At 51.1% G+C, this 13,645-nt stretch carries 15 protein-coding genes; 7 read left to right on the top strand and 8 right to left on the bottom strand.

The window, feature by feature from the left end:
• A partial coding sequence (locus tag ACOXYR_RS00630) for a Tn3 family transposase (protein WP_421501783.1) occupies positions 1-1,735 on the bottom strand: 1,735 nt, incomplete at its 3' end.
• 159 nt (positions 1,736-1,894) lie between these two features.
• Here ACOXYR_RS00630 and ACOXYR_RS00625 point away from each other — a divergent pair.
• From ACOXYR_RS00625 to ACOXYR_RS00610, 4 genes are all read left to right on the top strand, one after another.
• A complete protein-coding gene (locus ACOXYR_RS00625; RefSeq protein ID WP_012695450.1) occupies positions 1,895-2,479 on the top strand; it encodes a recombinase family protein in 585 nt (194 codons plus the stop codon).
• Between the two features lie 185 nt (positions 2,480-2,664).
• Positions 2,665-3,222 (top strand): OsmC family protein, encoded by a 558-nt coding sequence (locus ACOXYR_RS00620; protein WP_000108589.1) that lies wholly within the window; start codon positions 2,665-2,667, stop codon positions 3,220-3,222.
• A gap of 141 nt (positions 3,223-3,363) precedes the next feature.
• Positions 3,364-3,945 carry a TetR/AcrR family transcriptional regulator gene (locus tag ACOXYR_RS00615; protein ID WP_000210409.1) on the top strand — a complete coding sequence of 194 codons (582 nt, stop codon included), beginning with the start codon at positions 3,364-3,366 and terminating at the stop codon, positions 3,943-3,945.
• 4 nt (positions 3,946-3,949) lie between these two features.
• Positions 3,950-4,288, top strand: a complete 339-nt coding sequence (locus ACOXYR_RS00610; RefSeq protein WP_000888080.1) for a carboxymuconolactone decarboxylase family protein — start codon at positions 3,950-3,952, stop codon at positions 4,286-4,288.
• A gap of 29 nt (positions 4,289-4,317) precedes the next feature.
• On the opposite strand, the gene ACOXYR_RS00605 is transcribed toward ACOXYR_RS00610, so the two are convergent.
• Positions 4,318-4,647, bottom strand: coding sequence for a thioredoxin family protein (locus ACOXYR_RS00605; protein WP_008502229.1), 330 nt, complete (start codon positions 4,645-4,647; stop codon positions 4,318-4,320).
• 213 nt (positions 4,648-4,860) lie between these two features.
• On the opposite strand from ACOXYR_RS00605, the gene ACOXYR_RS00600 reads away from it, so the two are divergent.
• From ACOXYR_RS00600 to ACOXYR_RS00590, 3 genes are all read left to right on the top strand, one after another.
• Positions 4,861-5,967, top strand: coding sequence for an alkene reductase (locus ACOXYR_RS00600; RefSeq protein WP_023287189.1), 1,107 nt, complete (start codon positions 4,861-4,863; stop codon positions 5,965-5,967).
• A 65-nt stretch (positions 5,968-6,032) separates the two neighbouring features.
• Positions 6,033-6,734 (top strand): DsbA family oxidoreductase, encoded by a 702-nt coding sequence (locus ACOXYR_RS00595; protein WP_001194072.1) that lies wholly within the window; start codon positions 6,033-6,035, stop codon positions 6,732-6,734.
• A 65-nt stretch (positions 6,735-6,799) separates the two neighbouring features.
• Complete coding sequence (locus ACOXYR_RS00590) at positions 6,800-7,573, top strand: SDR family NAD(P)-dependent oxidoreductase (protein WP_004729618.1); 774 nt, start codon at positions 6,800-6,802, stop codon at positions 7,571-7,573.
• Between the two features lie 540 nt (positions 7,574-8,113).
• Here the strand turns inward: ACOXYR_RS00590 and ACOXYR_RS00585 are convergent.
• The 6 genes from ACOXYR_RS00585 to arsR form a co-directional block, all read right to left on the bottom strand.
• Positions 8,114-9,094, bottom strand: coding sequence for an IS5-like element ISKpn26 family transposase (locus tag ACOXYR_RS00585; protein ID WP_032742911.1), 981 nt, complete (start codon positions 9,092-9,094; stop codon positions 8,114-8,116).
• Between the two features lie 190 nt (positions 9,095-9,284).
• On the bottom strand, positions 9,285-9,710 hold the full coding sequence (gene arsC, locus ACOXYR_RS00580; RefSeq protein WP_031591991.1) for a glutaredoxin-dependent arsenate reductase: 426 nt from the start codon (positions 9,708-9,710) through the stop codon (positions 9,285-9,287).
• Positions 9,711-9,722: 12 nt separating this feature from the next.
• Complete coding sequence (locus ACOXYR_RS00575) at positions 9,723-11,012, bottom strand: arsenic transporter (protein ID WP_031591992.1); 1,290 nt, start codon at positions 11,010-11,012, stop codon at positions 9,723-9,725.
• 46 nt (positions 11,013-11,058) lie between these two features.
• Positions 11,059-12,810, bottom strand: a complete 1,752-nt coding sequence (gene arsA / locus ACOXYR_RS00570; RefSeq protein WP_031591994.1) for an arsenical pump-driving ATPase — start codon at positions 12,808-12,810, stop codon at positions 11,059-11,061.
• A gap of 16 nt (positions 12,811-12,826) precedes the next feature.
• Positions 12,827-13,189, bottom strand: a complete 363-nt coding sequence (gene arsD / locus ACOXYR_RS00565; protein ID WP_031591995.1) for an arsenite efflux transporter metallochaperone ArsD — start codon at positions 13,187-13,189, stop codon at positions 12,827-12,829.
• Positions 13,190-13,236: 47 nt separating this feature from the next.
• Positions 13,237-13,590 (bottom strand): As(III)-sensing metalloregulatory transcriptional repressor ArsR, encoded by a 354-nt coding sequence (gene arsR / locus ACOXYR_RS00560; RefSeq protein WP_031591996.1) that lies wholly within the window; start codon positions 13,588-13,590, stop codon positions 13,237-13,239.
• Positions 13,591-13,645: the final 55 nt, after the last annotated feature.

Here is a 13,645-nt window from a genome sequence, read left to right as displayed (position 1 = left end):
CCGTAATTTTCGGATGGGGAAGCATGCCATAGACCAAACCTGCAAAGGGCGAAACACCTGAAGGAACGCTGTTCTCCAGTGGAGTGATTTTTACGCCTTTATCTGAGATATCTACATCGGGCAAATCACCGGCAAGCGCCATCGCGTTAACTTCTTCCAGCCGAGATGCAAGAAGAGTCATACGGGCCTGAAGGTATGCCTGGCTATCGGTCTGAACGGCCAACTGTAACTGGTCATTATGTCGGGATTTCTCAAACTCAGCAGTCGGGATGAGATAATCATCAAAATTTTTGTAGCGGCGCGATCCTTTTACCCAGATATCACCGGAACGTAATGCACCCTTGAGTTCATTCAGTACGCAAAACTCGTAGTACTTGCGGTCGATGCCTGAAGGCGTGAGCACCAGTTTTCGCCAGCTTTCAGGGATAAACCCTGTTGGCGCTGATGGCGGCACTTTACGAAGTTGTTTACGGTACATTTCCGTTATGGTGTCCAGCGCATCGCTGAGCGCCTGCGCCGCAGGTGTCGCCATGAACTGCAATGCTGACAGCATACGCGGGGCATATTTACGCAACGTACTGTATTTTTCGGTGATCAGATGAAGCGCGTCGAAATTGCCCTTACGGGAAAGAAACCGCGTTTCTTCCACGCTGTTGATGAATTCCTGCCAGGGAAGGACATCTTCTATTGCAGTCCAGGGATCTTCCCCGGATTCTCTGGCGTTAAGTAACGCCTGCCCGACGGTAACGTACTGCTTCAGCTTGCTCTGAATAAGCTTTCCCGTTTGCTGGAGCCGTTCGGCCTGCGTGCGTTTTGCCCTGCTGAACAGACTACCCAGGATACGCTCGTGCAGATCAATCACTTCGTCAGTCAGGGTGGCCCTGGCCTCTGTTATTATACAAACCAGCGTAGCGTAACGTCTGACATCGGTGAATTTTGCCAGGTCCCTGCTGCTCATTTTCCGGCCCTCACGCGCCAGTTTAAGCAACCTGTTCTGGTGAACGGAAAGTGCAATACCATCAGGCAACCCCAGCGCAGCGATGGAATTAAGCCGGTCGATATGTTGCAGCACATTTTTACCGTTTATTTTACCCGGAGGCTGTAGCAGCAATGCCAGACGGGAAGGTTGTTCACCCTCTGATATGAGCAGGCTGTCGAGTGCTGATTTATGCTGCTTTTCCAGTTGCGCGGTAAGTGTCGAAAATACCGATCTGTTAGCGAGCGTGACGACTTCGGCAAGCGTCCGTTCGATCACTTCAACAGAAGGGAAAATAACATTATTGTTATGTAGCCAGCTGAGCATTTCTTCCGCCAGCATAAATCCTTTGTCAGTTCGCATGGCATAGGGGTGCAGATGGCGGATACAGTCTTTTTGCATTGACCGGCTGAACGGGGATAGTTCCAGGTAGCGATAAAGTTCGGTCAGATGTTCCCAGCGGGTTTGCTCTCTGGATGCATATTCCGGCCATAAATCAGGCTGAAGTTTCAGTCGGGAAGCAACCCTGGATACAACGCCATTGTGAGGAGCACTGCTTTTGTCCGGAATAAATCCAGGTCCACGCAGATAACAGAGTAATACAGCAAAGCCCAGGCGATTCGCTGGCCGTCGGTGCTTATTAATGAGCGCAATATCCGGTTCGTTCAGAAAACACATTCGGGTCAGAATAATTTCATCATCTGGTATAACCAGTAAGCGTTCCTGCTCTTCACTGCTCAGTATCTGTCGCCGTGGCATAAATGCTTCCCTCGCGTATAGTTTTCATCTGTTATTTGTTCGCTGTGACCGAAACCGGTCGGTTTCGTACACCACTTACAGCACATGTCCGAAACTTAGTGAAATTAATTTCGGACACACGTTATAATTCGGACATCCATTTCGTACGGAAAGTTTCCCATGTCACGTGTTTTTGCCTACTGCAGGGTCTCAACTCTGGAACAGACCACAGAAAACCAGCGTCGTGAAATTGAAGCGGCGGGTTTTGCCATCAGATCCCAACGACTTATTGAGGAGCATATCAGTGGCTCGGTTGCTGCCAGCGAACGCCCCGGATTTATCCGGTTGCTAGATCGCATGGAAAATGGGGATGTACTGATTGTCACCAAACTTGACCGTCTGGGTCGTAATGCGATGGATATCCGAAAAACAGTAGAGCAACTGGCGGCTTTAGATATTCGCGTTCATTGTCTCGCACTCGGAGGTGTTGACTTGACCAGTCCGGCCGGAAAAATGACTATGCAGGTAATTTCTGCTGTAGCGGAGTTTGAGCGAGATTTGCTGCTTGAGCGAACGTATTCAGGTATTGCGAGGGCAAAAGCGGCTGGAAAACGCTTCGGTCGCCCCCCCATCCTGAGCGAGGAACAAAAGCAAACAGTGACAGAGCGCCTAAATGCTGGCATCAGTATCAGTGCTATTGCCCGGGAATTTAATACCACCCGCCAGACTATCCTTCGGGTAAAGGCTGGATTGCTGCAAGAGTGAGCGGCTGGGAAGATTATAAAAAAAATCAAATGGTTATTATGAAATAAAACAGCCTGCTGGGTTCTTTTCCCCCTATTTTTTATAAAAGAGTAGACAAAAGAGGTTCGCGACATTAATCTACCAACTAGATGGTTGGTACTGATTACACCAGCTATACCTTTTATCAAGAAATTACAGGAGCCATTATGTCTACTACCGTTAAACCTTCTGCAGACGCAGCTGCGATCCACAATACCCGTGAAGCAGTTCGCAGCCAGCCTGGCCTGGGTAACCTGACTTTCCAGATGAAAGCCCGTTCCAGCGGCGGATTAACCGTTCGCACAGAGACCGGCGCCACAATCCAGAACGGCGTTATCGATACCAGCCGTGTGGGGAAATTTTCTAATATCGGTGATGAACCCGCAGGTTTACTCGGCACCGATACCGGCATGAGCCCGACTGAATACATCATGCAGGCGCTGGCTGGCTGTTATACCGCCACCCTTACCATGATGGCTGCTGAAAAAGGGATCGACCTGGACGGTATCGAGCTGGATCTTAATTTCGATATCAACCTCAACGGCTTCCTTGGGCTGGACAGCAACGTGCGTAAAGGTGCGAAATCTATTCGCGTCGATGTTCACCTTACGAGCAAGACCGCCAGTCGCGAGGAGTTAGAAGCGCTGGTCAGCGAAATGCAAAAGAATTCGCCAATCCACGATACTCTGGCTAATCCGGTTGAAATGATTACACGCCTGGCGTGATGTCAGAGATGTAATGCTGCCATTCAGAATGCAGGATGGCAGTGACGTTCAGCTCTGCACGATACTGAGTCAGTGATACAACTTGCTACGGAAAAATAGCAACAATATAATCTATCAACTAGTAGATTATATGGAGTAATTATGACAACCATGACACGGGAACGGCTGCTCAGCGAAGCAGAACACCTGATGCGCGAAAAAGGGTATTCAGCATTCAGCTATGCTGATTTATCAAAAATAGTGGGTATCACCAAGGCCAGTATTCATCACCATTTCCCGACCAAAGATATTCTGGGTGAGCAGGTGGTAATACAGGCGTTCTCTGATACACAACGCGTATTTGAGCAGATAGAGGCGACTGAGAAAAGCGCGGAGAGAAGAATTGCGGCTTACATCGATATCTTCGCGCAAAGCCATAAAGCTTCGCTACTGCCACTGTGTTGTGCGTTGTCAGCAGAGACCGCCAATCTGCCTCAGGCAATTACTGTACAGACATCACTTTATTTCGATATGCAAATCGAGTGGCTCACAAAAGTCGTCAGGGCGGGCATGGAGTCAGGTGAGTTTTCATCCCATGCCGAACCATCAGATATTGCTTTGATGATCATTAATGTCTGTGAAGGCTCAAGCGTAGTGGCGCATGCAACGGCCAGACCCGAAGTCTTCGCCAACAGCCTTAAGTATATAAAACTGCTTCTTAATACCCCTCATTCAGGAGAATGACACTATGCTGGACTGGAACAACTATCGCTCAGAGTTAATGCAACGTTTAGGCGAGTTGGGCAAACTGACCCCCGAGACCATGAAAGGCGTGGTTGCCCTGGGCAACGCAGGTAACAAAACTGACCTTTTGGGCGCAAAAGTGCGTGAACTCATTGCCCTGGCGTGCGCAGTCACAACCCGCTGCGACGGCTGTATTGCTTTTCACGCCGACGCCGCTGTGAAAGCCGGTGCAACCGACGCTGAAATTGCTGAAGCGCTGGGCGTGGCGATTAACCTCAACGCTGGCGCGGCGGTCATTTATTCAGCCCGCACTCTGGATGCCGTCGGTCAGGCACGCGGTTAAGCATTAATAAATTCCACGTTAAAAGGGCATTACTGCCCTTTTTTTATGTCCGCAATAGCCTGAGCATATACCGATGCAGGTTTCACACCCGGTATGCGTTTAACTAATTGCCCTTCATGAAATATCAGCACAGACGGCAGCCCCCAGATCTCGTATTTGGTTGTCAGCACCGGCGCCTGATCTACATTGACTTTCCCCACCTGAATATCTCCATCGAGCCGGTCTGCAAACTGACTGAACATTTCTTCGCTGGCCTGACAGGGCGGACACCAGGGTGCAGAGAAACGTACCACCGATATTCCTTTGTACTGCTCTATCTGGCGGAAATTATCTTCGTTATAAGCTGTTAATGTACGCATGGTGATGACCTCGCAAAATGAGTGACAATTCAGAAATGGCTGCGTTATGACAAAAAAATACGACACACCCATTGACCTACCTACTAGATGGTTGGTATATTGCCACCCATCAGATGTTTATGCAACTCCAGTGCGCGACGTCCAGTCGATGATACTGCCGGGCTGTGCAAATCCCTGCCGGGATACTCCTTTTTGTTTTTTGTGAGGTATACGATGAGTAAGCTTTTCACCCCCTACAATCTGTCTGGCCTGGCGTTAAAAAACCGTGTAGTCATGGCACCGATGACCCGCACCCGCACCATGAATGACGTGCCGGATGAGGTCGTGGCTTTGTACTATGCACAGCGTGCTTCTGCTGGCCTGCTCATCACCGAAGGGATGCCGGTTTCAGAAGAAGGCCGGGGTTACCTTTATACCCCTGGTATCTACAACGACGAACACGTCCAGGGCTGGCGTAAGGTGACACAAGCGGTTCACGCCAAAGGTGGCTGTATTTTCGCGCAGCTCTGGCACGTCGGCCGTATGTCTCACGTCTCTCTTCAGCCAGGCCACATAGCGCCGGTTTCAGCGGGCACCGTTCAGGCGGTCAATACCACCGTTTTTGCGCTGACCGAATCCGGAGAACCGGGCCCGGTTGTACCAAGCCAGCCACGCGCGCTGGAAACGCATGAAGTTAAACGCATCACTGCAGACTTCGTGCACTCCGCACGCCTGGCGATGGAAGCCGGCTTTGACGGCGTGGAAATCATGGCGGCAAACGGATTCATCTTTGACCAGTTCCTCAGTAGCGAACTGAACACCCGCACCGACGAATACGGCGGCTCGGTGGAAAATCGTCAGCGTTTCCTGCTGGAGACCATTGACGCCGTGGCGGAAGCTGTGGGTAACAGCCACGTTGCCGTGCGCCTGTCACCGTTCGGCCGCATTTATGACCTCGCGCCGTATGAAGGTGAAGAGCAAACCTGGTCAGCCATCACCGACGCGCTCGGTCAGCGGGAACTGGCCTACGTACACCTTTACTATCAGCCGGTGTACACCAAAGCGCCACTTCCGGAAGGCTTCCGCCGCCGTTTTCGCAACACGTTTAAAGGCACCATCATCGCTGCCGGCGGTTTTACCCGTGATATCGCAGAGCAGGCTCTGGAAGATGATGAGCTGGATCTGGTGGCATTTGGTGTGCCCTACATCGCTAACCCGGATCTGGTTGAAAGAATGCAAAACGGCTGGCCACTGGCAGAAAGTGACCGCGCCACCTACTACGGCGTCAGTGGTTCCCCGGAAAAAGGCTATACCGATTACCCGGTCTGGCAGGCGCAATAAATCCCATACGGTCGCGGTTCTCTGATAAGTGAGATCCGACCGCCCAACGTCTTTGAGGAATCATTATGCAAACGCTGAAACCCACCCTTACCATCGATATCTGGTCAGATTTGGTCTGCCCGTGGTGCTGGATTGCTAAAAAAAGATTTGAACAGGGTCTGAATCGCTTTGAATTTCGCGACCAGGTGGTGATCCGCCATCACAGCTACCGTCTGGCCGGTGGTACTCCCGCGATGCCTTTTAAGGATGCCATCGTTAAAAAGCTGGGCAGTCAGCATTCAGCGGAGCTGATGATGAATCAGGTGGGCACCGCCGGTAAATCTGAAGGTCTGATCTACAACTTCGACGGCATGATGTTTGGTGATACAGAAGATGCACACACCCTGCTGGTTGCCGCGCGTAAGGCCGGAATTGCGGACGCGGTGGAAGAACGTTTTTATCATGGCAGTATCACCGAAGGTCGCTCTCTCTTTGACCGTCAGCAGCTCGTTGCCATGGCCGTAGAAGCCGGTATGCCGAAAGCTGACGCTGAAGCCGCCCTGGAAAATGACGATTTTCGCGCCACCGTTTCCGACGATGAAGCCCACGCACAGTCTATTGGCCTCAGCGGCGTTCCGGTTTTTGTGATGAACGAAAAATATGCCATCAGCGGGGCTCAGGCAGCAGATAACTTTTTGAATGCCCTGCGTCAGGTCTGGGATGAACAGCAAACCGAATTTTCAGCCACTGCGGGTCAGACCTGCGGAACGGATGGCTGCAGTATTTAATCCGTCAACCGCCGGCAGTTTCACGCTGCCGGCAACGTCTTACCCACCAGTAATGGAGTCAGAAAATGAACACTTTTTTCAAAGGTAAAAAACTGCTCGTCGTCGGCGGTACCAGCGGCATGGGCCTGGCCGTGGCACGCATGGTACTGGAAGCGGGCGGCAGTGTCGTGCTGACCGGGAATAAAAAAGACAAAGCCGAAGCGGTGCAAAAAGAACTGAGCCCTCTGGGACCGGTTGCGGTCATCGCGGCGAACCTGATGACCGAAGAAGGTATGGAAACTATCCGTCAGGAAATTAATGCTCACCATCGCGATATCAGCCTGATGGTGAATGCCGCCGGTATCTTCATGCCCAAAGGATTTACCGAGCACAGCTTTGCCGATTATGACATGTATCTTTCGCTGAACCGAGCCACGTTCTTTATTACACAGGATGTCGTGAAGAACATGCTCGCCGCGAAGCTCGAAGGGTCTATCGTCAACGTCGGTTCGATTGGTGCTCAGGCTGCACTGGGTGACTCGCCGGCCTCGGCCTATTCAATGGCAAAAGCGGGTCTGCATGCCCTGACGCGTAATCTGGCGATTGAGCTGGCCAGCGCGGGTATTCGTGTCAACGCGGTGTCTCCCGGGATTGTTCATACGCCGATATACGAAGGCTTCATGGACAAAGCGGATATCGCAGATGCTATGAAGTCGCTGAACGATTTCCACCCGCTGGGACGCGTCGGAACTGCCGAAGATGTGGCAAACACTATTCTCTTCCTGTTGTCTGACAAAACCTCATGGGTGACGGGCGCTATCTGGGATGTCGATGCGGGCATCATGGCGGTCAGACGATAACCCCGTGACGCTGGCATAAGCCGCCCCTTAAGGGCGGCATTTTTTTGTCGCCAGAAATGTCATCAGCAGGCTTCACTCAGGATATTCACAACCTGTTCATCCGTGCCTTTTTTGTTCCCGGCACAGGGTGTTATGCCGGGTTCTGACGACATCCTGACAGGACAAACGGCCAAAGAGAAAGGGGTTATACCCTGTTAGGGGCCGGTGTCCGCAGTACCTGTGAAATTCTTTTCATCCCTGCTGTCAGCATAGTCCGTGGGCACGCCAGATTTAACCGGATATGTCCTTCCCCATTGTCGACAAACAGCAAGCCCCCTTCAAGAAGCACCCCTGACTCCCGGGCAAAATACAGCGATAAATCCTCACCCACAGTGTCGGGCAGGTAGTGGCTAAGGAAGGTGCGAATAAGCAGGTCATTTCTTCCCAAGCTGACTCGCTGATTAAAATTTCGCGGATCTGGGCCGATTTTTTTCCCGCAAACACATCGAATCAGCCTATTTAGGCTATTTTTTCCACCATTTCTGGCGTTATTTCCGGTTTTTACTGAGATCTCTCCCACTGACGTATCATTTGGTCCACCCGAAACAGGTTGGCCAGGGTGAATAACATTGCCAGTTGGTTATCGTTTTTCAGCAGCCCCTTGTATCTGGCTTTCACGAAGCCGAACTGCCGCTTGATGATGCGAAACGGGTGCTCCACCTTGGCACGGATGCTGGTTTTCATGTATTCGATGTTGATGGCCGTTTTGTTCTTGCGCGGATGCTGCTTCAAGGTTTTTACCTTGCCGGGACGCTCGGCGATCAGCCAGTCCACATCCACCTCGGCCAGCTCCTCGCGCTGTGGCGCTCCTTGGTAGCCGGCATCGGCTGAGACAAATTGCTCCTCTCCATGAAGCAGATTACCCAGCTGATTGAGGTCATGCTCGTTGGCCGCGGTGGTGACTAGGCTGTGGGTCAGGCCACTCTTGGCATCGACACCAATGTGGGCCTTCATGCCAAAGTGCCACTGATTGCCTTTCTTGGTCTGATGCATCTCCGGATCGCGTTGCTGCTCTTTGTTCTTGGTAGAGCTGGGTGCCTCAATGATGGTGGCATCCACCAAAGTGCCTTGGGTCATAATGACGCCTGCTTCGGCCAGCCAGCGATTGATGGTCTTGAACAATTGACGGGCCAGTTGATGCTGCTCGAGCAGGTGGCGGAAATTCATGATGGTGGTGCGATCCGGCAGGGCGCTATCCAGGGATAATCGGGCAAACAGGCGCATGGAGGCGATTTCGTACAGGGCATCTTCCATGGCACCGTCGCTCAGGTTGTACCAATGCTGCATGCAGTGAATACGCAGCATGGTCTCCAGCGGATAGGGCCGTCGGCCATTGCCCGCCTTGGGATAAAACGGCTCGATGACAGCGGTCATATTCTGCCATGGCAGAATCTGCTCCATGCGGGAGAGGAAAATCTCTTTTCGGGTCTGACGGCGCTTAGTGCTGAATTCACTATCGGCGAAGGTGAGTTGATGGCTCATGATGTCCCTCTGGGATGCGCTCCGGATGAATATGATGATCTCATATCAGGAACTTGTTCGCACCTTCCCTTGTACAGGCATCACTCCTTTTTGCACATGACTCATTAAAGGCAGAACAATGCCGCCATGAACAGCAGCATCAAAGGTGGCTGGCAAAGTAAAATATAAAGGGGCAAATGCCCCTTAGGATTTATTTCAGTCGTTTACCTGCATCATCAACGACTTTTTCACCATCTTCTTTGGTGAACGCGTGTTTCTGTGCATCCGGAAGAATATCCAGCACCACTTCTGAAGGACGACACAGCCGGGTCCCCAGTGGCGTCACCACGATCGGGCGGTTAATCAGGATAGGATGCTGTAACATAAAGTCGATTAACTGATCATCAGTAAAACGGTCTTCCGCCAGCCCTAACGCTTCAAAAGGTTCGACATTCTTACGCAGCAGCGCTCGTACTGTGATCCCCATATCCGCAATAAGTTTAACCAGTTCATCGCGTGATGGTGGTGTCTCAAGATAATGAATAACGGTCGGCTCTGTACCGCTGTTACGGATCATCTCAAGCGTGTTGCGAGAGGTGCCGCAGGCTGGGTTGTGATAAATGGTAATGTTGCTCATATCAGTATCTCATTACAAAGTGAAAGAGAGACGTAGCGCCAGCGCGGCCAGCGTTACAAACAGCACAGGCAGAGTCATGATAATCCCGGTGCGGAAATAGTATCCCCAGGTGATTGTCATGTTCTTCTGTGAAAGTACATGCAGCCAGAGTAGCGTTGCCAGGCTACCAATAGGCGTAATTTTAGGTCCCAGATCGCAACCGATGACATTGGCATAAATCATTGCTTCTTTGATGACACCCGATGCGGTGCTGCCATCGATCGACAATGCGCCAATCAATACAGTAGGCATGTTGTTCATGATGGATGACAGGAATGCTGTCAGGAATCCCGTGCCAAATGTGGCAGCCCAAAGTCCTTTGTCTGCAAATAAATTCAATACGCCAGAGAGGTATTCTGTCAGCCCGGCATTACGCAACCCATAAACAACCAGATACATTCCCAGTGAGAAAATCACAATCTGCCACGGTGCACCACGCAGGACTTTACCGGTGTTAATGGCATGACCTTTTTTAGCCACGAAAAAGAGGATAGCAGCACCCACAGCCGCAATAGCGCTGACAGGAATACCCAGCGGCTCAAGCACAAAAAAACCTACCAGCAGAAGGATTAATACAATCCAGCCAGTTCTGAACGTCGCCGGGTCTTTGATAGCAAGAGCCGGTTCTTTCAGTCGGTTCAGATCATAGGTCGGTGGGATATCTTTGCGGAAAAACAGATGCAGCATCACCAGCGTGGCAATAATGGCGGCAATATCCACAGGCACCATCACGGAGGCATATTCCGTGAATCCCAGATGGAAGAAGTCAGCAGAAACAATATTGACCAGGTTCGACACAATCAGCGGCAGGCTGGCGGTATCGGCAATAAACCCTGCAGCCATTACAAATGCCAGCGTAGCGCTTTTACTGAATCCCAGAGCCAGCAACATGGCAATAACGATCGGCGTCAGGATGAGAGCTGCACCATCATTGGCAAATAGCGCTGCTACCGCAGCACCGAGCAGAACGATATAAGTAAACAGCAGGCGACCCCGGCCATTTCCCCAGCGGGAAACATGCAATGCTGCCCATTCAAAAAAGCCAGACTCATCCAGCAGCAAACTGATGATAATCACGGCAATAAAGGTTGCTGTGGCGTTCCAGACGATATTCCATACCACCAGAATGTCGGTAATGTGTACTACACCAGATATGAGTGCCAGTATTGCGCCAAATATGGCGCTCCAGCCAATCCCTAACCCCTTCGGCTGCCAGATAACCAACACGATGGTCAGGATGAAAATTGCTCCTGCCAGTAACATAAAACCTCCTGACAGGGCAGCATGACTGCCCTGTATATAGTAAAAATTAACCTGCGAGCTGTTTGAGTTTGTCTATACCGGTTGGCTCTGCCGCAAGAACAGGAACCAGTGCAACACGGGTAGCATGCTGGTTCTTTACAGCCTCGATTTGAGGCAGTTCCTGCTGCGAGCGCTGACGAAGCAGCGGTGAACGGGTTTCAGCGATGGAAAGACTGTTATTGATAATCCAGCCCCATGGATGAATCCCGGCACGTTCAAGATCGGCTTGTAAATTTGCAGCCTCAAGAACGGGGGTCGTTTCCGGCAGAGTGACCAGTAATACTTTTGTTCTTTCCGGATCCTGAAGCTGCATCATTGGCGTAGAGAAATGGCCTTTATCTCCCATTTTCTTTGCTATCTCCCGGTGGTATGCCCCGGTAGCATCAAGCAGCAACAATGTATGTCCTGTCGGTGCCGTATCCATGACGACAAACCGTTTACCCGCTTCACGGATCACCCGTGAGAAGGCCTGGAACACAGCAATCTCTTCGGTACACGGAGAGCGTAAATCCTCTTCCAGCAGATGTTTCCCTGCTTCATCCAGGTCACGTCCTTTCGTTTCAAGGACATGCTGGCGATAACGTTCTGTTTCATCATGAGGGTCGATTCTGCTGACCTGCAGGTTATTGAGGCTTCCATTGAGGGTTGTGCTCAGGTGTGCAGCAGGATCTGACGTCGTGAGATGCACATCAAATCCCATTTCGGCCAGTCTGACTGCAATGGCCGCAGCCATGGTTGTTTTACCCACGCCACCTTTACCCATCAGCATAATCAGGCCGTGTTCATTAAGGGCAATCTCATCAACCAGAGCAGACAACGACGATATCGCTGGTTTTTGCAGGGCGGACACTTCAGCAAATGAAGCCGTCTCAGGTTGGGAGGTGAGAAGTCCCCTTAAAGCAGACACACCGACCATATTCACTGGTTGAAGGAATAATGTGTCAGTAGGGAGAGCGTCCAGACCAGCGGGAAGACTTGCCAGCGCCTCCTGCTCCCGGCCCCATATTGCAGCCGCCAGAGTATCGTTGACTGCTTCTGTCTCAGGTAACACGCCGTTGATGACCAGATACTGATTTTTGAGACCTATCGCCGCAAGCTCATCATGAGTACGGGCGACTTCCTGAAGCGTTGATTTTTGCAGTCGAGCCACTAAAACCAGCCTCGTACGATCCGGATCAGACAATGCCTGGACGGCGTGTGAATACTGCTCACGCTGTTTCTCCAGCCCTGCCATCGGGCCAAGACAGGAAGCACCATCAGGATTGCTCTCAATGAAGCTACTCCACGCACCGGGCAACTGGAGAAGACGAATAGTGTGACCGGTTGGCGCGGTATCAAAGATAATATGGTCAAAGCGGGTCAATAATGATGCGTCAGTCAACAGACCGGTAAATTCATCAAAAGCTGCAATTTCGGTGGTACATGCACCAGAGAGCTGTTCGTTAATACTGTTAACGACATCATCCGGCAGAATGCCTTTGATAGGATCAACGATTCTGGCCCGATATTCCTGGGCGGCGGCCTGAGGATCAATTTCCAGCGCTGAAAGACCCGGTACAGAGGCCACCGGCAGAATGGTATTGCCAATAGTCTGGCTGAACACCTGGCCTACGTTTGAAGCCGGATCGGTGCTGACAAGCAAAACCCGCTTGCCTTGTTCCGCCAGGCTGATAGCGGTGGCACAGGAAATAGAGGTTTTACCGACGCCCCCTTTACCGGTAAAAAACAGGTAAGGTGGGATATTCTGTAAGAATTTCATATGTCCTCCTGACATTTCAGCAACAAGAAGTATTACCACCGCAGCAGCTTTTAGATGCTAATCCTACTTTCTCCAGCGGTATTCCGAACCAGCGGGCCAGCTCTGCACGTTTCGGATAACGCCCCGCCATCACCATTTCTCCATCCAGCAACAACAATGGAAGCCCTTCAGCCCCGGATGCCTCAAGGAATGCTTTGGCTTTTTCGTTCTGTACAAAGCTCATGGGTTGCTGTGCCAGGTTATAACGATCAACCTGAATTCCACGCTGTTTTAGCCACTGCACATCCGCAGAAAAATCAACCAGAACCTGATCGATATCTGTACCGCAGACACCGGTACTGCAACACATAGCCGGGTCAAACACCGTTAACGTTTTCATCACGAACACCTCACATTTGAAAAATCATATATGTTCAGGAAAATTTTTTAGATACAAACAGCTTTGCCGCTACCAGAGCAGTTAGCTGATGCCAGCTTACGGGCGATGGCCTGTACGTCGTCCTGTTGGCTTAACCAGGCCTGCTCAATAACCTGAGCAGCCCATGAAGGAATATGCGGAGATAAGCGGTAGTGAACCCATTTCCCATTCTTGCGATCCAGCAACAATCCGCTTTCACGTAGCATCGCCAGATGACGGGAGATCTTAGGCTGCGACTGCTCTAGCGCCGTGCAGAGATCACATACGCATAGCTCTCCCATCTCTTTGAGCATTAACACGATGCCTAGACGGGTTTCATCTGACAGATTTTTGAAGAGTTGTAGTGTTGAAAATGGTGACATTAGGATCTCCTGCGTTGAATAAATAGTATCGCGCTTCTAAACCAGGAAGTCAAAA

Origin of the sequence: Pseudocitrobacter faecalis, from assembly GCF_965231525.1 — a bacterium.
In the GTDB taxonomy this organism is placed as follows: Bacteria; Pseudomonadota; Gammaproteobacteria; order Enterobacterales; family Enterobacteriaceae; genus Pseudocitrobacter; species Pseudocitrobacter faecalis.
This window is presented reverse-complemented; position numbering and strand designations above follow the sequence as displayed.